General features: G+C 60.9%; 23 protein-coding genes and 2 pseudogenes. 12 read left to right on the top strand and 13 right to left on the bottom strand.

All coding sequences use genetic code 11. The features are described from left to right. Positions 1 to 209: 209 nt before the first annotated feature. Entirely contained in the window at positions 210 to 482 is a 273-nt protein-coding gene (locus G9408_RS11340) for a hypothetical protein (protein ID WP_168454058.1), read from the top strand. 186 nt (positions 483 to 668) lie between these two features. Here G9408_RS11340 and G9408_RS11335 read toward each other — a convergent pair whose 3' ends face one another. The 4 genes from G9408_RS11335 to G9408_RS11320 all read right to left on the bottom strand — a co-directional run bounded on the left by G9408_RS11335 (position 669) and on the right by G9408_RS11320 (position 2398). Further along, positions 669 to 1154: a hypothetical protein gene (locus G9408_RS11335; RefSeq protein ID WP_168454057.1), complete on the bottom strand. Its 486-nt coding sequence runs from the start codon at positions 1152 to 1154 to the stop codon at positions 669 to 671. 398 nt (positions 1155 to 1552) lie between these two features. Beyond that, positions 1553 to 1849 carry a hypothetical protein gene (locus G9408_RS11330; protein ID WP_168454056.1) on the bottom strand — a complete coding sequence of 99 codons (297 nt, stop codon included), beginning with the start codon at positions 1847 to 1849 and terminating at the stop codon, positions 1553 to 1555. A gap of 1 nt (position 1850) precedes the next feature. After that, positions 1851 to 2027 carry a hypothetical protein gene (locus tag G9408_RS11325; protein WP_168454055.1) on the bottom strand — a complete coding sequence of 59 codons (177 nt, stop codon included), beginning with the start codon at positions 2025 to 2027 and terminating at the stop codon, positions 1851 to 1853. Then, the gene (locus G9408_RS11320) at positions 2024 to 2398 is read right to left on the bottom strand and encodes a hypothetical protein (RefSeq protein WP_168454054.1); all 375 of its coding nucleotides are present in this window, start codon (positions 2396 to 2398) and stop codon (positions 2024 to 2026) included. Before G9408_RS11320 ends, G9408_RS11325 begins: the two co-directional genes overlap by 4 nt. 64 nt (positions 2399 to 2462) lie before the next feature. On the opposite strand from G9408_RS11320, the gene G9408_RS11315 reads away from it, so the two are divergent. Continuing rightward, a complete protein-coding gene (locus G9408_RS11315) occupies positions 2463 to 2774 on the top strand; it encodes a hypothetical protein (RefSeq protein WP_168454053.1) in 312 nt (103 codons plus the stop codon). Positions 2775 to 2781: 7 nt separating this feature from the next. Here the strand turns inward: G9408_RS11315 and G9408_RS11310 are convergent, their stop codons facing one another. Then, entirely contained in the window at positions 2782 to 3051 is a 270-nt protein-coding gene (locus G9408_RS11310) for a hypothetical protein (protein WP_168454052.1), read from the bottom strand. A gap of 73 nt (positions 3052 to 3124) precedes the next feature. Between G9408_RS11310 and G9408_RS11305 the strand changes: the two genes are divergently transcribed. The 6 genes and pseudogenes from G9408_RS11305 (at position 3125) to G9408_RS11285 (ending at position 9542) form a co-directional block, all read left to right on the top strand. Beyond that, positions 3125 to 3790, top strand: a complete 666-nt coding sequence (locus G9408_RS11305; protein WP_168454051.1) for an SOS response-associated peptidase — start codon at positions 3125 to 3127, stop codon at positions 3788 to 3790. A 202-nt stretch (positions 3791 to 3992) separates the two neighbouring features. Further along, a pseudogene (locus G9408_RS16745) lies at positions 3993 to 4124 on the top strand (SEC-C metal-binding domain-containing protein); the annotation flags it as partial. Positions 4125 to 4169: 45 nt separating this feature from the next. Further along, positions 4170 to 5819: a hypothetical protein gene (locus G9408_RS11300; protein WP_235957700.1), complete on the top strand. Its 1650-nt coding sequence runs from the start codon at positions 4170 to 4172 to the stop codon at positions 5817 to 5819. A 190-nt stretch (positions 5820 to 6009) separates the two neighbouring features. Further along, on the top strand, positions 6010 to 6534 hold the full coding sequence (locus G9408_RS11295; RefSeq protein WP_168454049.1) for a MerR family transcriptional regulator: 525 nt from the start codon (positions 6010 to 6012) through the stop codon (positions 6532 to 6534). Further along, positions 6531 to 9041, top strand: a complete 2511-nt coding sequence (locus G9408_RS11290; protein ID WP_168454048.1) for an HsdM family class I SAM-dependent methyltransferase — start codon at positions 6531 to 6533, stop codon at positions 9039 to 9041. Before G9408_RS11295 ends, G9408_RS11290 begins: the two co-directional genes overlap by 4 nt. A gap of 3 nt (positions 9042 to 9044) precedes the next feature. After that, positions 9045 to 9542 carry a PIN domain-containing protein gene (locus G9408_RS11285; protein WP_168454047.1) on the top strand — a complete coding sequence of 166 codons (498 nt, stop codon included), beginning with the start codon at positions 9045 to 9047 and terminating at the stop codon, positions 9540 to 9542. Positions 9543 to 9709: 167 nt separating this feature from the next. Here G9408_RS11285 and G9408_RS11280 read toward each other — a convergent pair whose 3' ends face one another. From G9408_RS11280 to G9408_RS11255, 6 genes are all read right to left on the bottom strand, one after another. Beyond that, complete coding sequence (locus G9408_RS11280) at positions 9710 to 10156, bottom strand: carboxymuconolactone decarboxylase family protein (RefSeq protein ID WP_168454046.1); 447 nt, start codon at positions 10154 to 10156, stop codon at positions 9710 to 9712. A gap of 266 nt (positions 10157 to 10422) precedes the next feature. Beyond that, positions 10423 to 10716 (bottom strand): DUF1971 domain-containing protein, encoded by a 294-nt coding sequence (locus tag G9408_RS11275; protein ID WP_054587370.1) that lies wholly within the window; start codon positions 10714 to 10716, stop codon positions 10423 to 10425. Further along, on the bottom strand, positions 10713 to 11099 hold the full coding sequence (locus tag G9408_RS11270) for a group III truncated hemoglobin (RefSeq protein ID WP_054587371.1): 387 nt from the start codon (positions 11097 to 11099) through the stop codon (positions 10713 to 10715). The genes G9408_RS11275 and G9408_RS11270 overlap by 4 nt, the downstream gene beginning before the upstream one ends. A gap of 10 nt (positions 11100 to 11109) precedes the next feature. Continuing rightward, positions 11110 to 11559 (bottom strand): globin domain-containing protein, encoded by a 450-nt coding sequence (locus G9408_RS11265; protein ID WP_054587372.1) that lies wholly within the window; start codon positions 11557 to 11559, stop codon positions 11110 to 11112. Between the two features lie 38 nt (positions 11560 to 11597). Next, positions 11598 to 11942 (bottom strand): DNA-binding transcriptional response regulator, encoded by a 345-nt coding sequence (locus G9408_RS11260; protein ID WP_054587373.1) that lies wholly within the window; start codon positions 11940 to 11942, stop codon positions 11598 to 11600. A 26-nt stretch (positions 11943 to 11968) separates the two neighbouring features. Then, positions 11969 to 12658, bottom strand: coding sequence for an alternative oxidase (locus tag G9408_RS11255; RefSeq protein WP_168454045.1), 690 nt, complete (start codon positions 12656 to 12658; stop codon positions 11969 to 11971). Positions 12659 to 12829: 171 nt separating this feature from the next. Here G9408_RS11255 and G9408_RS11250 point away from each other — a divergent pair, with 171 nt between their 5' ends. After that, positions 12830 to 14284, top strand: a complete 1455-nt coding sequence (locus G9408_RS11250; protein WP_328804444.1) for a two-component system sensor histidine kinase NtrB — start codon at positions 12830 to 12832, stop codon at positions 14282 to 14284. Next, on the top strand, positions 14274 to 14894 hold the full coding sequence (gene fixJ, locus G9408_RS11245; protein WP_054587376.1) for a response regulator FixJ: 621 nt from the start codon (positions 14274 to 14276) through the stop codon (positions 14892 to 14894). The genes G9408_RS11250 and fixJ overlap by 11 nt, the downstream gene beginning before the upstream one ends. 126 nt (positions 14895 to 15020) lie before the next feature. Here the strand turns inward: fixJ and G9408_RS11240 are convergent, their stop codons facing one another. Continuing rightward, a complete protein-coding gene (locus G9408_RS11240) occupies positions 15021 to 15932 on the bottom strand; it encodes a LysR family transcriptional regulator (protein WP_168454043.1) in 912 nt (303 codons plus the stop codon). 98 nt (positions 15933 to 16030) lie between these two features. Between G9408_RS11240 and G9408_RS11235 the strand changes: the two genes are divergently transcribed. Both G9408_RS11235 and G9408_RS11230 read left to right on the top strand, forming a co-directional pair. Beyond that, entirely contained in the window at positions 16031 to 16408 is a 378-nt protein-coding gene (locus tag G9408_RS11235; RefSeq protein WP_168454042.1) for a nuclear transport factor 2 family protein, read from the top strand. Further along, positions 16405 to 17193, top strand: a pseudogene (locus G9408_RS11230) (SDR family oxidoreductase). The gene G9408_RS11235 and the pseudogene G9408_RS11230 overlap by 4 nt, the downstream one beginning before the upstream one ends. 182 nt (positions 17194 to 17375) lie before the next feature. Here G9408_RS11230 and G9408_RS11225 read toward each other — a convergent pair. Continuing rightward, complete coding sequence (locus tag G9408_RS11225) at positions 17376 to 19190, bottom strand: site-specific integrase (protein WP_168454041.1); 1815 nt, start codon at positions 19188 to 19190, stop codon at positions 17376 to 17378. Positions 19191 to 19247: the final 57 nt, after the last annotated feature.

The following is a 19247-nucleotide window of genomic DNA, read 5'->3' as shown; positions in this document are numbered from 1 at the left end:
GCCCGAATATGTCATGGCGGCGGCGATGTCCCAAATCTCTCGCTGACATCGTGTCGGCGCCGGGCCTCGACGACGCCCGGGGTCGGCACTCTCGAATGCCGCGTTTCCGCATGGCGCTTTGCAAGGATCTGCAAGCGATGACTACAGGCGCGAAGAAGAGAGGATAAATGGCGCGCAGCAGGTGATATGAAGATCGGAGGAGAAAAGAAATGTTTAGCGTCGAACCAATTGTCGTGCTCGTTGCCGTGTGCGGGACAGTCGTCTTTATGCGCGAAATGCCGCGCCTGTTTGCGTTGCTAATCGTCCGGATCGCCGACCGGCTGTCGGCAGCTAGGTACACTCAGATCGTGGAAGCGCTTAGCGCTCGCCAAGTCCGAGCGAATTGGACCGCGTCGTCGGTAAATCGCAAGTTGTTGCGCGCCGGCATGCGCTCTACGATGCGTATGGCGACGTTTCGTTCGCTCTATCCGACTAATCGCTAAGGGAATCTGCGGAGCCCAGGCGTCGGCAATCGAATTGCCGACGCCTGGGCCAGCCGAATATGTCATTATGCGAGCCCCATATCAGGGGTTGATCAGATGGCAGGTGTTCGCTCGCGCCATGATACTTATTTCGTCTCCAATCGGGAGCGCGGCCTTGCCAGCGACCGCTCGTTGCGCCCAGGGAGATCAATGAACCCTTACATAAGGATTGGGATCGCATGCCATGATCTGCGGCATCAGTGACAGGATCTTACGCGCCATTTTGATCCGATCAGCCCGATGGTCCAACGGGATGTCCAATACCCGACAAAGTGCCGCATCGTGATAAGCGAAGCCGAAATCCGCGCCCTTGGGAACTATCAGAGCCGGTCCTTCCCTGGAAAGAACCCATACCGAGCATCGAGGCCACGTCTTCACTTTACCGCCATAGGTCTCATAAACCGCGATATTGGCGGGTCCACGGCGTTCCTTCCCGGGCTTGAAGGCAAGCACAATCAGGTCTTTGTTGGCTTCTTTTACCGCCTGCTCAAAACCATGCTCATTCCCTGCTTCAGCAACAGTGAATGCAGCCTCTCTGGAAGGTATCCCGTCCACTTCTCGTCTAAGGGTTATCATTCTGCTGAGACAAATCAGGAAATCCATCGCAATTTCTCGATTAAAACTGGTCTTCATTCTTATTCTCCTTGGAGCTAATGTTAAAAGCTCGTCGGACGAGATTATTCCGCCGACCCTGAGTTATAGGATCGTCGAAAGCTGCTCCCAAGCTACTGAGAAATTTTTTTCATTTATTCGAATTTCGATCAGCCCCGACCACAACGAAGCGGGCCGCCGGTTGCACTGAGGGCAGACCCGAGTCAGCCTTGCGAGGGGTATCTTCGCGGGGCAGGTGCGCAGGCGAATGGACGGGTTCGATCAGGAAAGATTGCGGCGCGGATCGAGATGTCTTGCCGCTCAGGTATGAGGCTCTTCAGGGCACCAAACTGGCCCGTCGCCGTCCCACACCGCGTTTGGGGTGCAGTTGAACGACTGACCGGCAGGAACAACGGTGGCGGCGAGCAAGAGGGAGAAAATCATGGGTTGGCTTTAGCCTCTTCGATCGATCGCCGCAGCCCTTCGGGCGTAACCCACCACAGTTCGGCGAGCAATTCCAGCTCATCCGGGGTTGGCTCAGCGTCATCATTAAGCTCGTCGATCCGCTCGCGCGCGATGCCCGTCTTTTTTGTGATTGTCTGCCACGGCGTGCACATCTGCCCGACCCACGCCGTCAGCCAGTGGTCGCCATCGGCAATCCATTTCGCAACCGGATGATCGGGCGTGTAGGCGCGGATCTCTTTCGCGACGGCGCGCTCCCCTTTTCGATAAACCATGTCAGTCGTCGAAAAGCCGGGCGCGAATGTCCGACGCCACGGCATTGAGCGTCGTAGCACGTGCCAGCAATTCGGCGTTGCCCGTCGCTGCAGCGCGATCGGTAAACCGTTCGGCCCGATGTTCGATATAGTCGGCGATGCGGTCGGTCACCGGCTTGCCGTTATGTCCCGGTGTCATATCTTGGTCGGATCCGTGTCGTGGGCCTGCCATTCGTCCAGTGCCCATTCCGCCACGCCGAGCATGAGATAGGGTTCAGCGCGGTTGGGAGCGAGCCGTTCGATCACGCGGCGCGCGGCGGCTTCTGCCTCCCGGCAAGCATTTAGATGCGCCATGTTGAGGCCGAAGTCAGAGGGGTCGGCCCGGTCGAGCACGCCCTTGTCGTCCATGCCTTCCAGCGTGAACTGCGCAACGCGAGCTTCCAGCGGCGATACGCCCTCAAGATCGAGCACGGCCAGCGCGGCAGCCGTCGCCTCGTCCCTGATCGCGGGCGCAACGTCATCGACGTCCCATATCTCAAGCCCGCGATATTTGCGGTCGATCACTTCCATTGTTCAAACTCCGACTCGAATCCCTCTTGCCCATTGTTCCGCTTTCGTTCTCATTTGTCGAGTCATGAGTCGGACCCTCGTCAATCCCATCAGCAGTCTGTTCGATGTCGCATGTCGGCATCATACGGTGAAGGTGTCGTGCCCGTGCGGGAACGTCGGCATCTTCGATCCGCATGCGCTGTGGTATCTATTCGAGCGCAAAGGGTGGAACGACCGCCTGCCCGCAGTGCGCAAACGCATGCGCTGCCTGCAATGCTATTATGCCAAGCGGAAGCGGACGCTTGCCACGCTCGAGCTGGTGGACGTCGACCACACCCGCCAGCTGCCGATGCCCGATATCATCGAATGGAAGCGCCAGCTCCGGCGGCGGCGCTAGAGGCCGCTCAGTCCGAGAGGCTTTCGTCCTCGATAGCCGCGGTGATCATCCGGTCCCAGATCTCGGCGTCGCCCACCGCAAGCATGCGGCCGCTCGGTTCGCGCAGGGTGCGCAGCACGGCAAGCGCCGCCGGAGCATAGTCGGGCCACAGATCGTCGACCGCGGGCCCCGCCGACCCCATGTCGCCTTCGGCGTTGCGGCTCAATGCATGCCCGGCGAGCACGCGGGCAACGCGCTCGACCGGCGCGGTCTTGGCAGCATCATATTCGCCAGTCATGTCATGTCTCCTTCGCATCGCGAACGCGCGTCCGCCTGGCCGGTTGCCGATTGACAGGCCGCGCGGGCGCGGCATGATCGCATGCGTGTGCAATCTCTACACCAACAAAAGCACGGTCCAGGAGATGGCGAACCTGTTCAGGACGCCAGCGACCTATGGCTTCAACGCGCCCGCCGATGTCTATCCGCAATATCCCGGCATCGTCGTGCGCGAAGATCAGGGGCAACGCATCCTGCAGCAGATGACCTGGGGCTTCCCGCGCCACTCGACCAACAAGCGCACCGGCAAACCGAACAAGCCAACCGCAACCAACAATGCCCGCGACGACAAACTGTGGACGATCTGGCGCCAGTGGTTCACCGACCCCGCCCAGCGCTGCCTCATCCCGTTTACGTCGTTCGCCGAGGCCGAGGGCGAGCCCGGCAAGATGACGCGCACCTGGATCCGCGTCGCCGACCAGCCGCTTGCGGCCTGGGCGGGCCTCTGGCGCCCGACCGATGAATGGGGCGACGCCTATACCGGCGTCATGGTCGATGCGACCAAGGAACTTTGGGACATCCACGACCGAATGCCGGTCATCCTTCCCCCCGACGCCCACGACGTCTGGCTGCGCGCCGATGCCGAGGAGGCGATGAAGCTCGTGATCCAATATCCTGCCGACAAGCTCGTCGCCGAGCGCACCGATGATCCGTGGTTCGCGCGGAAGGCGAAACAAGCGGACGATATGACGCTGATCTGATGGTCCGTCTGTGGCCCGACCCACGCGATAGCGAACCTGAAAGCCTGTTGTGGCTATGGTCGATCCTGGTTTCTCTGGCAGTAATTGCAACCGCGACAATCTGGACCCGCATTGTCAGCTAGCGAGCCGTGCAGTCGCATTGGGCCAAATCGAACAGCGTGATTATTGGTCAGCAATGCGCCTGATGTCGGCCGTTTAAGTTGTGGTCGCCCGCGGCTGGAAAGCCGACATTGCGTTCGCCCGCAGGGCGCACGATATTCCGGCTGTGGCAAAGATCGGCAGAAATGCCCCTTGTCCATGTGGCAAGGGACGGAAATTCAAACACTGCTGCGGCGGTATCGGAGCCGGGGCTGCATCCTCGCCGCCGGAACGGTACCGCATGGACCAGGTCCGGCGGAAACTCGAGGCGATCAAATACCGCAGGCAGCAGCAAAGCCTTGGCCGTCCGATCGTCGCGTCGGCGGTGAGCGGCACGACGGTCGTTGCGGTGGGAAAGCGGATCTACAGTTCGCCGAAATGGAAGACCTTTCACGACTTCCTGCGCGAGTATCTCGTGGGAAGCCTCGGTAAGGACTGGAGCGAGGCGGAGCTGCGCAAGCCTCTGGACAGGAGGAACCCGATCCTGCGCTGGTACGGCCTTGCGATCGAGACCGCAAAGAAGCTCGCGACCGAAGAGCGCAAAATGATCAGCGGCCCGATGACCGGAGCGATTCGCGCCTATCTCAACCTTTCCTACAATATCTACCTGATCGCGCATCATGGCAGCCAAGAGATGGCTGACGTCTATCTGAAGCGGTTGAAGAGCCGCCGATTGGATGATTTCACGGGCGCGCTTTTCGAAACCTACGCGGCCGCGACCTTTATCAAGGCGGGCTTCAAGCTGCAGTATGAAGAGTTGCGGCGCCGCGCGACGTCGACGGTGGAGTTTGTCGCGACCTGGCCCGAGACCGGCGAAAAATTCTCGGTCGAGGTTAAATCGCGAAATTATGGCGATGCCCCGGCAAAGACCGACGCGGACGGAAAATCGCTTCGCGTCGGAAGCAAGCTGATCAAGGCGCTGCAGAAATCCGCAGCGCATACGCGCGTGGTAATGATCGAAATCAACGTCCCCGACGAACTCGATCCCGGCGATCCTCTCGAAGGATGGCCGACACACGCCCTTCGCCAGATCCGCGGCAACGAGGATGCGACGCAGCGCGACGGATCCCTCTATCCGCCGGCCTATGTCTTGGTGACAGCCCATCAGTTCCATCACGATCTGGACGGCAATGGGACGGGCTTTCAGGCGATCGCCGCGGGCTTTCGGATGGATGATTTCGGACCCGATGTCCTTTACAAGGGGTATGCGGCGGTAATGGCTTCGCGTGATCGGCACGCCGCCATGAATGCGCTGATTTCTTCGCTCAAGACGCGGTCTGAAATTCCTGCCACGTTCGACGGCGAGTTGCCCAGCAGCTTGGCGCCCGAGCGCAAGCGACCGAGGCTGCAATATGGCCAGCATTATGAAATCGGCGGTGAGGGCGGCAAGATTGCCGGACGGTTCGTCAATGCGACGGTGAATGAGGAAACGGGCGAAGTTCTTGCGGACTTCGAACGCGCTGACGGCTCGCAGGTGCTGGCAACCATGTTCCTTGGAGCCGAGGAACTGGAGGAATATCGCAGCTATCCCGACACCTATTTTGGTGCCGTCATGCAGCAGGGAAGCAGGTCGGAAACCTATGTCGATTTCTGCGACTTCCTGTTTGCTTCCTATCAGGAGACGCCGCGGGAAAAACTGCTCGAGCTGTTGTTGAAAGCTCCCGATTATGAGGTGCTGAAAGACCTTCCTCGGCGCGATCTCGCCATCGCCTACGCCGACCGGATCGCCGCCACCTTCTTCAAGGACAAGCCGACCGACCCGCGATATGCTGCCTTTGAGGAACGATTGAAGGCGCGTGAAAGCGCCGCCGTCGGTGACGATGCCTCATGCGAGTTAAGATCCTCGCAGAAGGCTGCGGACAATCTTCCCCGGCGGCCAACTATGTTCTGAGCCGTTCACAGATCGGGAACGTTAGGAGACGATCATACGCTTCAGGAATGCGACCTTACAGCGAAGTGGATTAGCATTCCCGATGCGCCTCGGGCGCCCGGTGCAGCAAGACCACGCGCAAGCGACTTTACCAGCAAGAATGGGTATGATACCCGATCCCTGTTCGGGTACGATACCCGAACTGGAGAAAATGGTGCGGCTGATCGGATCACGCGATGTCCTTGAGCTGACCGGGCTGTCGGCTGATCAACTGCGCGAATGGACCGTGCGGCGCGGACTCATTCATCCCGACGTTCCGGCATCGCGCCAAGGGCAGCAGGCTCAGTTCGGCTGGCAGACGGTGCTGCTGCTCCGGCTTGCCGTCGTCATGCGCAGCCGCTTTCATGTCGAACTCCAGGTTCATCGGGACTTGCTGCATCGCGCACGCGAGCTTTTGAATGGGAGGTCTTTTCCGGGCCTTTGGAATTACCGGCTGGCGATTTTTGGACTTGAGGAGTGCGCGCTGCTGGGCGGCAACGATCCTCTGCCGGCCGACCGCGACACCATTCTGCTTCAGCTCAATGCGCATCTCGAAGCGCTGTCGCAGGGCTTCGGTGTCTCCGAGCCTATCGCGCAGCTTCCGCTCTTTCCGGCAGTGGGTTTGCGCCGAAGCGAAGCGCCTGCCGACGCCGAGAGCGGCATCATGTTGCGCACAGCCCAAGGCGACCTGGCATGACGGCGCTCGCTAAAATCGAAGCCGGGCTGCGTTCTATCGGCTATCGACCGGAATCGCTTATCCACGACTACAGCTTTGCCGACGTGTTGTCGGACGCAGGCGAGGAACAGTGCGTCGCTTTGGCGGCATTCACCCAGGTTCCCGAATCCTATCGCTCGGCCGCTTTTGGCGTGATCGCCAGCGAGCATGATGCGGACGCCGTGTCGCGCCGCCGAGCGCTTGGCGCACCGATTCTGCTTTCGATCGGGTCTGAAGACATCGGAGTTTGGCGGGTTGGTGCGGAGGGCAAACCACGTCTGAGCGAACGGGTCCCGCTGGACCAGCTCGAAGCGCTGTTCGAGCGAAATGCCGACAATTGGAACCCGCGCGCAGTCCACCGCGCCAAGTCGCTGGGCCAGACGCAGACCGCCTATCAGCTTGATTTCGTCGATCTGGGATTGATGCCGGCGATCGAGCATGAGATCGAGGTAAAACTCGATCGGCTGCTCGGCGAGGTCATCACCCAGCTATTGACCGGGATCGATGATCGGCAACGCGAAGAGGCCGTCTTCCGCACGACATTCAGGCTGCTCGCGGCGAAGATTCTGATCGATCGCCAGCACCCCGACGCGGCGTCGTGGACGGGTGCGCCGGTGCGTGAGGTGCTCGCCGGCATTGAGGAATATTATCGGCTCGATCACATGCCGCGGCCTGCGGTCGATGTCCTCCCGTCGGCTGCCGTCGAGAAGGCATGGAAGACGCTTCGCTGCGCCATCACCTTCCGTAATATCTCGTCGGATAGCCTGGCATTTGTTTACGAGAACACGCTTGTTACGGCTGACACGCGCAAGCGCTTCGGCACGCACTCTACCCCGCGGCAAGTGGCCGAATATGTCGTGAGCCAGCTCGATCTTGGCCGCTTCGATCCTGAAGGAATCTCGATCTACGAGCCCTTTGCCGGCGCAGGCATGTTCCTCGTCGCGGCGCTGCGCCATCTGCGCGACCAGCTTCCCGATACGCTCGGCGGACAGAAGCGGCATGCCTTCCTCGTGAAGCGTATCCGCGGCGCGGAACTTGATGCCTTCGCCTGCGAGGTAGCAACGCTGTCGCTGATTTTGGCGGATTATCCGAACGCCAATGGGTGGAAGATTGCATCGAGGGACCTGTTCGAGGAAGACGCGCTGGCGGCCGAGGTCGCCGGCAAGCGCATCATCCTGTGCAACCCGCCGTGGGAGGACTTCGACGCCGAGGAACGCCAGCTCTACCCCGAGATGGCGGCAAAGTCGGTTTCGAAGCCAATGGCAGTGTTGCGGACGCTGATCGAAGCGCGCCCGGACGGGCTGGGCATCATTCTCCCGCATGGCTTTCTGCGCCAGCAACAATATGCGGGATTACGCCAGCTCCTTGCGGATCAATATGACAGCATCGAACTGACGGCTTTACCCCAGCGCGTCTTTCAGCACGCGAGTTTTGAAGCGGCCATCGTGGTCGCAACCGGGCTGCGCGATGCAACACTTCAGGAAAACGCGCCGACCTCATTGCGGTCGATCGAAGTCGCAGGCCGCGATCGGGACGAATTTCTTGCGAGTGGCAAGACGACTGCGGAACGCCACCGCATCAAGCCTGTCCGCTCTGGCGAGCTCTGGATCGGCGCGCTCGATGAGGTCTGGGAATATCTCGCTGATTATCCGACCTTGGGCGGCAAGGCCGAGGTTAACCGCGGCCTGCAGTGGATCAGCCAGTCTGCCGGCTGGAGCGCGGTACCGCGTGAGGGGTTCAAACCCGGTGTCCTTAAGCCCGCAGACTCGCTGCTGCAGTTCGGACTTACCACCACCGGCTATGTCGATATGCGAGAAGAGGCTGCCTATCGGCTCGGCCCACTCGCGCGCGCATGGGACAAGCCGAAAATTCTCGCTAACGTCTCCCCTCGTTCGCGCGGCCCTTGGCGCCTGGACGGGGTAACCGACCTCACCGGGCTGGTACCATCGCAAGCCTTTTTCGGCATCTGGCCTACCGCTTCGGATTTGCCGTTGGAAGTTATCGAGGCGCTGATCAACAGCCCGCTTGCCAGCGCCTATATGCTCGAACACGCGACCAATCAGCATCTCACCAATGTGATCATGAAGCAGCTGCCACTGCCGAAGCGTAACGCATTCGGCGAGGTGGTCGCTGCGGTGCGGCGCTATCATGAGGCTCTTGCCGCCGCCGCATCCCATGCACTGCGCACGTCGGAGATCGACAAGACGCTCGAAACATTGCTGATCGACGTCGATGCGCAGCTCTTGAAAGCCTTTGACTTGCCTCCGCGATTGGAACGGCGGTTGCTCGAGGTGTTTCGTGGGCACGAGGCCGAACGGCGTGTCGCACATCGTTTCGAAGGCTGGTTCCCGCAGGACTTCACCGCCTATATCCCGCTCCACGAATATGTCGGCCCACTGCTGCGTGAAAACATCGGGGCCTGGGCGCTCGACGTTTTTACACCCGCGCCCGAGCATGAGGTCGAGCGGCTCAGGCTTTACGTCCAGTAGCGGATGGACACCTATCTGCTCGATACGAACCTTGTGTCCGTGCTCTATGACGCGCGGAGGCCAAATCATGCCGCCGTCCGCCAAGCCATCGCTGCCCTGCCTGCGGGGGCCGCTCAGCTCGTGTCGGTGGTGACGGTCGGCGAGCTGAAGTTCGGATTGGCCCTCGCGCGTGCGGCAGGTCAGCGGCTCAAACATATCGAGGCTTGCCTCGCCAGCACCGAGGCGCACCCGCTGGCCGAAATCACCCGGCACACGGCCGACGCCTTCGCGACCGTCAAGTCGAGCGTCGCGCTGGCCCGGATCGACATCAGGCGCCGCATTCCGCGCTGGGTCGAGGCTTGGGCCGACCGTGCGAGCGGACAGATTCTGCAGATTGACGAAAACGACCTCTGGATCGCGGCACAGGCGCTCGAAAGAAATTATGTCGTCGTCACCTCCGACCGGGATTTTACGCAAGTGATCGCGCTTGCGGTTCCGGACCTGCGAGTTCTTCTCGTCTGAACGACCTAACGTTCGCGCTTTGGCGCCGAGCGAAGAGTGGGCGCTTCCTTTGCGCAAACCCGATTGATCTTATGGGCAGCATCGTTGGTCATCGTTATAGCGAGGCGATGGCCTCGCTGATCGACTTGATATTGTACCGCGACGCCGAAAGGAGCAGCCCTGACGCCTCAGGGCTTGGCGGCAACCGGAAGACGGAATGGTGCGCCGAGCCTGTTGAAGGCGTTCATCGCCGCAATTGCGATCGTCAGGTCCACAAGATCTTTCGGCTCGAATGCCTCGGCTGCTGCCACATAGGCCTCGTCGGAAGCATGGGTCTCGCTGACGCGCGTGACTTCCTCCGCCCAGGCCAGAGCCGCGCGATACTGGTCGGGGAATAGATGCGGGACTTCGTCCCACACCGGAAGCAGCGCGACCTTGTCGATCGGCATGGTCTTGAGAAGGTCTCGGGTATGCAGATCGATACAGTGAGCGCATCCGTTGATCTGGGAGACCCGGAGGAAGACGAGGTGGATCAGTTCTTCAGGGAGGGCCGTGCTGTTGGTGACATAGTGATGCACTCCGTACAGCGCTTTCGCTCCGGCGGGAGCGACTTCGGACCAATTCAACCGCTTCATCTGATCTTACTTTCTTCCTGAGCCAATATCGGCGTCAACATGCCTGACGAGCGGGATCCCGCTGCTGTGACATCCCGCGCAAAAATTGTTGGTAAGACCGGATGCTGTCGAAAGGGATCGGAAGAAAGCTCCGAGATTGATCTAGCGCAGTGTACCGATCAGGCCGCGATACGAAACGAGGGCCCACGGCATTGTCATGCCGCCACGGAATGTCCGCTTTTCTCGAAGCGGAGTTGAAAGCTGCCTGACCCCAATCGGCCAGCGTTTCACTCCTCGCGGAAAAATTCGACGTGGAAGCGAACTGATCCGACGGGTTCGACGCAATGAATAATTGTCGGCTCGACAATGCCAGCGTCACCGCCGGCGGACAGGATCGATACCCGACGCGGCCGGCGCGGGTCGCTCACTATATAGCGCAGTAGGCCTTCCTCGACGCGGATCAGGCCCCAAGTGCCGGCTTTCGTCGCATGATCCCCGAGCAGGCCCGCGGGAATGGTCGCTTCGGTAAAGCTTGGGGTGCGTTTATAGGGCTTGACGTCGCGCGGCAGTTCCGTGGTCATGACGTCGCCGATCGCTCGCGGTGAAATTGGACCCCGAGTTGCAGGCTTTCGGCGATGCGATCTGCCTTGACCTGGAGCGTTGCAGCGACATCGGGAGCGAGCAGCTCGTCGGTTGTACGCCGCCAGATACTCAGCCAGCGCTCGAAATTCTGCGATGTCATGTGCTCTGCGTGCCGGACATGCGCGACCATCGGCTGTCCCTTGTAGCGCCCGCTCGTGAACATGATCGAATGCCAGAAATCCTGAAGCTTGCGAAGATGATCAGGCCAGTCCGTGATGGCTCCGTCGAAAATCGGACCCAGGATCGTATCGGCGCGCACCCGACTATAGAATTCCGGAATGAGGTGATTAATATCCTGTTCCGAGAGCTTTTCATCCGACATCAAAGTTCTCCTATGCGGCAGCGGTATCTTCATATGCCTGCGCCTCCGCCGCTATGAGAATGTCGGCGAGCATCCAATAGGCTTCGCCCCACGCCGCCAGGACTTCGTCGGTCGCCACCTCGTCACCCAGCACCTCGCGGATAGCAGGGAGAAGCGCCTCGGCGACATGGGGATAATGATCCGGTTTGACCCCGGTTTCTAGGTGACGCGCCACCATGCGCGAGACGGCGGGACCAAGATTGGGCAGCTTGTCGATGTTGCGCGCATAAGCAATGATCGCTCCGGCCAGCCGCTTGGGCTGCTCGCCGCTGTCCTGGGCGGCGCGATCGAACATTGCTTCAATGTCGCGGTTTTGGAACAGGCGGGCGTACATCGCCGTCGTGATTGCAAGCCCGTGCTTTTCCAGCGCCGGGGCCGTCGATTTGACGATGACCATGGCTTCGGCGGATGCAGTGCGCATTGTGTAATCCTTTTTTGGGGAGGCGAGGGAGCGGCCGGTCAGGCAATTTGTCGGTCCGCGAATATATCGGTCAGGGCTTCCGTGAGTTCGTCACCGGTCAGCGGTTTGTCGATCAGTCGGCAACCAAGCGCGGCCGCTGATGCCCGCAAGGCGCGGTCGGGATGGGTCACGAGCAGGAGGGCCGGCGACAGGTTTCCCAACGCCCGCTGGCTTGCGAGCCAGGCGAGGCCGTCGCCCTGGAAGTCCTGGTCGATTATGAGGCAAGCCTCGCTTGCGGGTTCCTTGGCCTCCTGCGAGAGCGTGAAGCCGTCGAGCGTCAGCGCGAACCGGAGCGAGGAGAGAAGGGCAGGATCGCTCCCAAAGAGTGCGATGGTGCGATCCATGATCCTTCTCCTTCCTCCGCGAGCCGTCAGGCGGCCGTATTCCAATGCGGCTCGAGCGTGATGTGCGGCGGGCATTCGGCGACGGGACCGACGGGCAAGCCGGCGAGTTCGTTAGCGAAGCCATGGTTCACGTCGCGGTGGTGCGCTTCGTCCGCCCGCACGACCAGAACGACATCGCGCAAGGTCGCATTGACCGGCAGTCCCCAATAATCGCGCGCGATTTTCGGCGCCGGCACATTCATGCTGCGGCCTTCGTCGATCTCGGCGAGATAATGCGTATAGCTGATCACCGCCTCTTCCTCGAAATAGCCGACGACGCGGTGTGCGGTCTTCGAGCTGACGAGATACAGCGCGAAGAAGCACAGATAAAATACCCACTGGACGCCGATAATCACGGCCCGTTCGAAGAGCGTCGGCTTCGAAATCTCGATAAAGGTCATCAGGTGCATGCGCTCATTCTCGGCTTCGTCCATGAGCGTCTTGATCCAGCCCCTGTCGTCGCACATGCGCCGGAGGCAAGCGAGATGGTTGATTGTCGCGCCGACCATTCCCGGGACGGCCGCCACCGTCTCCAGCACCACTGCGCGATGCCCATAGCGTTCGGCAAAGAAGGTATCGGCGCACCACCTCAGAACTTTGGTGAAGCCGTAAGCGACCCGATCGGATACGCCCTTGGGGTTGTGATGGACGCTGAGATCGATGAAAGGTGCGGTCATGGGAACTTCTCCGTTCCGGCGGCAGGGGTTACGGATGCCGTCGTTGGATCGGGAATAGGCTGGTTGCTGGAGCGCTGAAATTTGGATGATGTCCCTACCGCAACTCCCCTAGGGGATTTAACGGAGGTACCTCGCGCGAGCTTTGCGAGCCGCTTTCTGCCGCGTATCCCGGTGGCTGCCGCCTTCGGGATTGCGATGCTGGCGATTGCGGCTGGCGCCGGCATCCGGCTATTGTTCGCCGACGATCTTGGCCAGCGTGCGACGTTCATCTTCTTCGTGCCCGGCGTCGTCCTCGCTGGCGCCTTGTCGGGCTGGCGGGCCGGGGTGCTGGCGGCGCTCGCGGGCGCCGTCGCGGGGCTGTTGTGTGACAGCCGCATCGGCCCTGTCGAGAGCGGCAGCTGGATCGCGGCATCGGCCTTTCTTGTGATCTCCCTTGCAATTGCGGTTGGTGGCGAATGGTTTCAGCACGCACGGGTGGAGACCGAGGCCGCTGCCGCTAGCCTCGCCGGTCGTGAGGCGCATCTGCGCTCGATCCTCGAAACCGTACCCGACGCGATGGTCGTCATCGACGAAGGCGGAACGGTTCGGGACTTCAGTCCGGCCGCCACACGCATGTTCGGCTGGCAGGCGCATGAAGCGATCGGACGCAACGTCCGCATGCTCATGCCCGAGCCCTACCGCACCGCGCACGATGATTATCTCGACCGATATTACCGGACAGGCGAACGGCGTATCATCGGCAAGGGTCGCGTCGTCGTCGGCGAACGCCGCGACGGCTCGACCTTCCCAATCGAATTATCGGTCGGCGAGATGCGCGCGGGCGGCGAACGTTTCTTTACCGGCTTCATTCGCGATCTCACCGAGCGGCAGCAGGCAGAGACGCGCCTGCAGGAACTGCAGAACGAGCTGGTTCATGTCTCGCGCCTGACCAGCCTCGGCGAAATGGCCTCGGCGCTCGCCCACGAGATCAATCAGCCCCTCTCGGCGATCGCAAACTATCTGAAAGGCAGCCGGATGTTATTGGCACGCGACGAAGTGCCGCACGACCGCCTCGGCGATGCGGTTGATCGGGCGGCGAGCGAGGCGCTTCGCGCGGGCGATATCATTCGGCGCTTGCGCGATTTCGTAGCGCGCGGCGAAACCGAACGCGCCGTTGAAAGCCTGCCCAAGCTCGTCGAGGAGGCGAGCGCGCTCGCGCTCGTCGGGGCGCGCGAGCATGACATTCATGTGAGATTCGCCTTCGATCCCGTCATCGACCGGGTCCTCGTCGACAAGGTTCAGATTCAGCAGGTGGTGCTCAATCTGGTCCGCAACGCCGTTGATGCTCTGGCCGGATCGCTGCCCGGGACGCGCGAGCTCACCATCTCAATTGATCCGGATGCCGACATGGCGCGGGTCAGTGTGACCGATAATGGGCCAGGCATTGCCCCGGAAATCGCAAGCCAGTTGTTTCAGCCCTTCGTGACGACAAAACGCACAGGCATGGGCGTAGGCTTGTCGATTTCCCGGACCATTGTGGAAGCCCATGGGGGAAAAATCGGGGTCGAGTCCGAAGACGGTCGGGGTTCGAAATTTCATTTCACATTGCCGGCCGCCAGCGAGGAGGAATTTTTGGATGGCGAGTGATCCAATCGTCTATGTGATCGATGACGACGACGCGGCGCGGCATTCGCTGGAGTTTCTGCTCGACTGCGCCGGCATTCGCGTTCGCGGTTTCGCGTCGGCCGACGCCTTCCTGACGGCGTCGCCGGCGCTTGACGGCGCCTGTATTGTGACCGACGTACGTATGCCCGGCACGAACGGGATGGAACTCGTCGAGAAAATCAGAGCGCAGGGGGGTACGGCTCCCGTCATCGTCATCACCGGCCACGCTGACGTTCCGCTCGCGATTCAGGCGATGAAGGCCGGCGTCGCCGAGTTCATCGAAAAACCGTTCGACGATGAGGCGATGCTTGGTGCGATCCGTCAGGCGCTGGCTCATCAGGCGGGGAGCGAAGCCGCGCGTGCTGAGACGAAAGCGATCGGCGAACGACTGGCGACATTATCAGCTCGAGAGCGCGAGGTCGTCGACAGGCTGGTCGCCGGAAAAGCGAACAAAGCGATCGCCTTCGATCTCTCGATCAGCGCGCGAACCGTTGAAGTATACCGCGCCAATGCAATGATGAAGATGCAGGCGAGAACATTGTCCGATCTCGTGCGTATGGCCACCATAGTCCAGATGAGTGGTTCTGACTGATCAAGACGACGTTCGGGCGAGCTTTTGCTCTGTTCGTGATGGGAGAAAGCGTCAGCCAGCCAGAGTGCTGCTTTCATATCATTAGGTACCGAACAGGACTGACCTCTTTCGGCCCCCAGTCGATGTTTACGATTTTGCCTGGGTTGACGCCAGCTCGCGAGCGACAGACAGGAAGGCGGCCAACCCGGCGGAAGGATGCCTTCGGCCGGGATAGTAAAGACAAAGGCCCGGAAAAGGCGGTGTCCAGTCTTCGAGCAGGCGGACGAGCGTTCCTGATTCGGTATTGGCGATCACATCCTGTTCGAAATAGAAGCCAATACCGAAGCCCGCCAGCACAGCGGCGCGCGACAGGTTGAGTTCGTCGAACGTCATCGGGCCGTTCACCTCGATCTGCGCCGTGTCGCCGCCCTTCTCGAAATGCCAGCGGTAGAGCGCGCCATCGGGCAAGCGGACACGAATGCAGTCGTGTGAAACGAGATCGGTCGGCACGAGCGGTGGTGATCGCGTGGCCAGATAGGCTGGCGAGGCGACCACCGCGAAGCGCTGCGCCTCGCCGAGTGACAGGGCGATCATATCGGTCGGAACGAGCGAGGCCACACGAATGCCAAGGTCGAAACCCTCGGCGACGATGTCGCGCAGTTGTCCCTCGGTCACGACATCGACATGCATGTCGGGATAGCGGCGCGAATATTCCAGGAGAAGAGTGGTGAAGGCAGGCGAACGCGCGGCGAATGGCGGCGCGTTGATCCGCAGCGTTCCTGTCGGCGTTGCACGGCGCTCGCGGACGATCTCGATTGTTTCGCGAACGTCCTGAAGCGAGGGACCTAGGCGATCGACGAAGATCCTACCGGCGTCGGTCAATGCGACGCTCCGTGTTGTGCGGTTGAACAGGCGCACGCCAAGCTCGGCTTCGATCCGCGCAATCATGTGACTGAGCGCCGTCGTCGACATGCCCAGATCGATTGCGGCCTGCCGGAAGGATCCGCGGCTTGCAACGCCCAGAACGGCGTCGAAGTCCCGAAGCGCCAGTCGCGACATTATCCCGAATCCTTCACTAGCTCATGCCCGATTGGCCTACTTATCTGGATAGTGCGCTGGTCTTACAACGGGGGCAAGTCAAATGAAGGAGACTTGTCATGCAGACCAAGAGCGAATCCGACACCAAGCAGCGCGGCACCCAAGCGGTTGTTGCATCCTTGCCCAAACCCATTGCCGACTTTGTCGAGGCCAATGCACGGCTCGATGTTGACGGCATGCTGAAGCCGTTCGCAGCCGATGCGCTCATTGTGGACAACGGTCACCGTCACGCGGGCCTCCCCGAAATCAGGACCCTGTTCGAAGTCGAGGTCGTCGCCGTAAAAGCGATCTTCACGCCGGACAGCGTGCGCCAAGAGAACGGCAAGATCGTTGTCGAGGGCCCCGCACATGGCGACTTCAAGGGCAGCCCGATCCGCTTCACCTATGACTTCACGCTCGAGAACGACGCCATCCAGACGCTGGAGATCACGCTATGAGCGTCGCCGTTGATCCGACCGAGTTCGCCGGCAAGCGTGTCGTCGTCAGCGGCGGCACCAAGGGGTTGGGCCGCGCCATCGTCGAGCGTTTCCTGGCAGGTGGCGCCAGAGTGATAACCGCGGCCCGCGGAAACCCTGACCCCATTGCTGGCGTCGAGTTCGTCCGGGCCGACCTGACGACAGCGGCGGGCGGGGAGAGCCTCGCTGCAGCGACGCTCGCGCATATGGGGGGCGTGGACATCTTGGCCCATGTGATAGGTGGCTCGTCCTCGCCGGGGGGCGGCTTTGTCGCCCTGACCGACGATCACTGGCTCGACGAACTGAACCTCAACCTTCTGGCCACGGTCCGGCTCGATCGCCTTCTGGTCCCGCAGATGATCGAGCGTGGCGCCGGCGCGGTGGTGCATGTCACCTCCATCCAGTCGGTGCTGCCGCTTCCTGAATCGACGACTGCCTATGCCGCCGCGAAGGCCGCGCTCAGGACCTACAGCAAGTCCGTGTCCAAGTAGCTCGGGCCGAAGGGCGTGCGGGTCAACGTCGTGTCCCCGGGCTGGATCATCACCGAAGCGTCCGAGGAATTGCTGAAGCGGCTGCAGGCTGCCAATGGCGGTACGATCGAGGACGCGCGGCAGGTCGTTCTCGACGGCCTCGGCGGGATCCCGATCGGGCGTCCGGCCGATCCTCATGAGGTCGCCGACCTCATCGCCTACCTCGCTTCGGATCACGCTGCCGCGATCCACGGCGCCGAGTTCGTTATTGACGGCGGCACGGTTCCGACCCTCTGAGGTCATCGCCCCGACGTTCGCAGCTTTCAGCGGACGTCGGGAAGCGACGAGTTTGGCAGTTCCTGTCCCGCACGTGACAATGCGAGCTGCATATCTATGTCTGTTTCATCCAGGATCGCACCGAAAACGGACAGTCCGCAAACGGCCACCTCAGGCCAAATAGCAGCCGGACAGCGGTCCTCTTATTTGGCAGCAACGTTAATCGGATCCCAATCGATGAAAAGGAACCGAACTCGCTTTAGGTGGGCTGCAAGATTGCCGATCGCCCGCCCCAAACCGTAGCCTCCGCCAACATCTGCGGGCGAATGCCCCATAAGCTGGTCGTGCACGTCCTTGGGAATGTTGGCGTCGCGGCAGAGATCCTTGAAGCTGTGTCGGAAACTATAAAACACGAGGCGGGGGTCATCGCCGACGGCATTGTCGATCAGGCGGTTGGCGCGGCGGCTCGCCTCCTTGGTCTTCACGCCCAGTGAATCAGCCTCGAGGTCAGGAAAAAGCCGGACGGCTCCGCTTGACCGCATCCGTTGGACGTAGTCGAGAAACCCGAGCGCTATCAGTTTGGGATGGAGCGGGATCACGCGAATAGAACCGTCGGTCTTCACCCGTTTGCGCTCGTCAATCTCGTCCATGACGTAGTCCGTGACGTCGATATAAGGCACCCCTTGCTCCGACTTGATGTCCGCGAGCAATATCTGACCAAGTTCCTCAATTCGAGCGCCCGTGCAAAGCCCGAGCAGGAACAACCAGCGCAGCGTCGAATCGGAGACCTTTGACTTGCTCAGAGGTTGAGACCAAGGCGCGGTGAACAGCTTGGCCGCAAATAGCTGAGCGAGTTCGTCCTTGGCAAATGGGCGCCGCGTGCTCTTTTTTGTGTATCCCTCGACTTTGATACCGGCGCCGGTGCTTGCAGGGATGAAGCGCTCCTGGAAAGCGAACCCGAGGAGGGCTTGGACCGCACCGAGATATTTTTTGATCGATTGCGGGGATATGCGGTCTACGCCCGACCTGTCCGCATAGAGCGCATGAATGTCGACAAACTCCATCATGCGATGCACTCGCGGCATGCTTTTCGGCAGCACCGCTATCGCGTCACGAAATTCGAACAGATCGTTGGGCGTGATTTCGCCGATGCCGACATCGCCGATATAGCTCTTGAAATAGCTTACGGCCGTTTTCGTCGCGGCCTGCGCCTTGGGCGTCGGCTTGCGCGCCGCGATCCATTTGGCCTCGAGCGCGTCGAGCTTCATGTGCGGTTGGAGGCGACTCGAATTTGCGCGGCGCCGGGCCGAGGGGAGCACGGCAACTTGTTCGCGAACTTTCGGCGAACACAGCGCATCAGCCAGTGCATCGGCGAGCGGTTCGTCGATCCCGCGATTCGTCTCCTCGGGTAGCTTTAGTTCACGCTTTATTTTCGCGACGGCGAAGCTGAGCAAGGGACGCCAACGGCGGCGCGGTACCCGTTTCTGAAAACTGAACCACAGCTCGCCAGGGTCTCGATGCACCGAAGCATGGTGAGCCTCGATTCGAGCGAGTGTTTCGGGAGAAAACTCATCGCCGTGATCGCTTCCCGCCAAGTTTTTGCGATAAGCGATCCATTCGGCGGAGCTCATGTCTTGTGCAGTAGACCGATGGTCTCCCGCTTGATCCGCGACCGCGTCGTCGAGGTCCTTGAGGAAAAAGGCAACATCCATACCGCCGCTCGCAAACCCGGTAGCGGACCTGGCGGTGAGGAGGCGGCCGACCAGGACACGCGCCTCGTCGGAAGTGAAGGATCCTGGAACGCCGTTTGCGAGCGCGTCGCGAAATTGTTCGCATTTCTGCTCATATTCACCATTGGCAATCGCCAGCTTGCGTTCGGCATCGCGCTGATCGGCAGTGCCGAGGCTCACCTTGTAAAGTTGGCCGCAAGCGAAGGCGCTTTGCAACGGCAGCGGGATACGGCGGCGAAGATAAAAAATGCCGCTGCGCGGATCGCGCCAGAGTCCCTTCGGATTCATGATTGTTCGTCCTTTGTGTACTCATTTGGTGTACCCACCGAGTCACTAACGAACAGA

Source organism: Sphingopyxis microcysteis (genome assembly GCF_012274265.1).
GTDB lineage: Bacteria > Pseudomonadota > Alphaproteobacteria > Sphingomonadales > Sphingomonadaceae > Sphingopyxis > Sphingopyxis microcysteis.
The sequence above is the reverse complement of the archived record's forward strand: the minus strand, read 5'-3'. Positions and strand labels throughout refer to the sequence as shown.

What these genes read in the sequence shown, in the direction of transcription:
- G9408_RS11310 (WP_168454052.1), bottom strand. Translation starts at nt 3,051, where the DNA reads ATGACTGGCGAATATGATGCTGCCAAGACCGCGCCGGTCGAGCGCGTT.
- G9408_RS11235 (WP_168454042.1), top strand. Translation starts at nt 16,031, where the DNA reads ATGCAGACCAAGAGCGAATCCGACACCAAGCAGCGCGGCACCCAAGCG.
- G9408_RS11270 (WP_054587371.1), bottom strand. Translation starts at nt 11,099, where the DNA reads ATGTCGGATGAAAAGCTCTCGGAACAGGATATTAATCACCTCATTCCG.
- G9408_RS11335 (WP_168454057.1), bottom strand. Translation starts at nt 1,154, where the DNA reads ATGAAGACCAGTTTTAATCGAGAAATTGCGATGGATTTCCTGATTTGT.
- G9408_RS11280 (WP_168454046.1), bottom strand. Translation starts at nt 10,156, where the DNA reads ATGAAGCGGTTGAATTGGTCCGAAGTCGCTCCCGCCGGAGCGAAAGCG.
- G9408_RS11320 (WP_168454054.1), bottom strand. Translation starts at nt 2,398, where the DNA reads ATGGAAGTGATCGACCGCAAATATCGCGGGCTTGAGATATGGGACGTC.
- G9408_RS11330 (WP_168454056.1), bottom strand. Translation starts at nt 1,849, where the DNA reads ATGGTTTATCGAAAAGGGGAGCGCGCCGTCGCGAAAGAGATCCGCGCC.
- G9408_RS11265 (WP_054587372.1), bottom strand. Translation starts at nt 11,559, where the DNA reads ATGCGCACTGCATCCGCCGAAGCCATGGTCATCGTCAAATCGACGGCC.
- G9408_RS11285 (WP_168454047.1), top strand. Translation starts at nt 9,045, where the DNA reads ATGGACACCTATCTGCTCGATACGAACCTTGTGTCCGTGCTCTATGAC.
- G9408_RS11255 (WP_168454045.1), bottom strand. Translation starts at nt 12,658, where the DNA reads ATGACCGCACCTTTCATCGATCTCAGCGTCCATCACAACCCCAAGGGC.
- G9408_RS11325 (WP_168454055.1), bottom strand. Translation starts at nt 2,027, where the DNA reads ATGACACCGGGACATAACGGCAAGCCGGTGACCGACCGCATCGCCGAC.
- G9408_RS11225 (WP_168454041.1), bottom strand. Translation starts at nt 19,190, where the DNA reads ATGAATCCGAAGGGACTCTGGCGCGATCCGCGCAGCGGCATTTTTTAT.
- G9408_RS11305 (WP_168454051.1), top strand. Translation starts at nt 3,125, where the DNA reads ATGATCGCATGCGTGTGCAATCTCTACACCAACAAAAGCACGGTCCAG.
- G9408_RS11340 (WP_168454058.1), top strand. Translation starts at nt 210, where the DNA reads ATGTTTAGCGTCGAACCAATTGTCGTGCTCGTTGCCGTGTGCGGGACA.
- G9408_RS11315 (WP_168454053.1), top strand. Translation starts at nt 2,463, where the DNA reads ATGAGTCGGACCCTCGTCAATCCCATCAGCAGTCTGTTCGATGTCGCA.
- G9408_RS11275 (WP_054587370.1), bottom strand. Translation starts at nt 10,716, where the DNA reads ATGACCACGGAACTGCCGCGCGACGTCAAGCCCTATAAACGCACCCCA.
- G9408_RS11295 (WP_168454049.1), top strand. Translation starts at nt 6,010, where the DNA reads ATGGTGCGGCTGATCGGATCACGCGATGTCCTTGAGCTGACCGGGCTG.
- G9408_RS11240 (WP_168454043.1), bottom strand. Translation starts at nt 15,932, where the DNA reads ATGTCGCGACTGGCGCTTCGGGACTTCGACGCCGTTCTGGGCGTTGCA.
- G9408_RS11290 (WP_168454048.1), top strand. Translation starts at nt 6,531, where the DNA reads ATGACGGCGCTCGCTAAAATCGAAGCCGGGCTGCGTTCTATCGGCTAT.
- G9408_RS11260 (WP_054587373.1), bottom strand. Translation starts at nt 11,942, where the DNA reads ATGGATCGCACCATCGCACTCTTTGGGAGCGATCCTGCCCTTCTCTCC.
- fixJ (WP_054587376.1), top strand. Translation starts at nt 14,274, where the DNA reads ATGGCGAGTGATCCAATCGTCTATGTGATCGATGACGACGACGCGGCG.
- G9408_RS11300 (WP_235957700.1), top strand. Translation starts at nt 4,170, where the DNA reads ATGGACCAGGTCCGGCGGAAACTCGAGGCGATCAAATACCGCAGGCAG.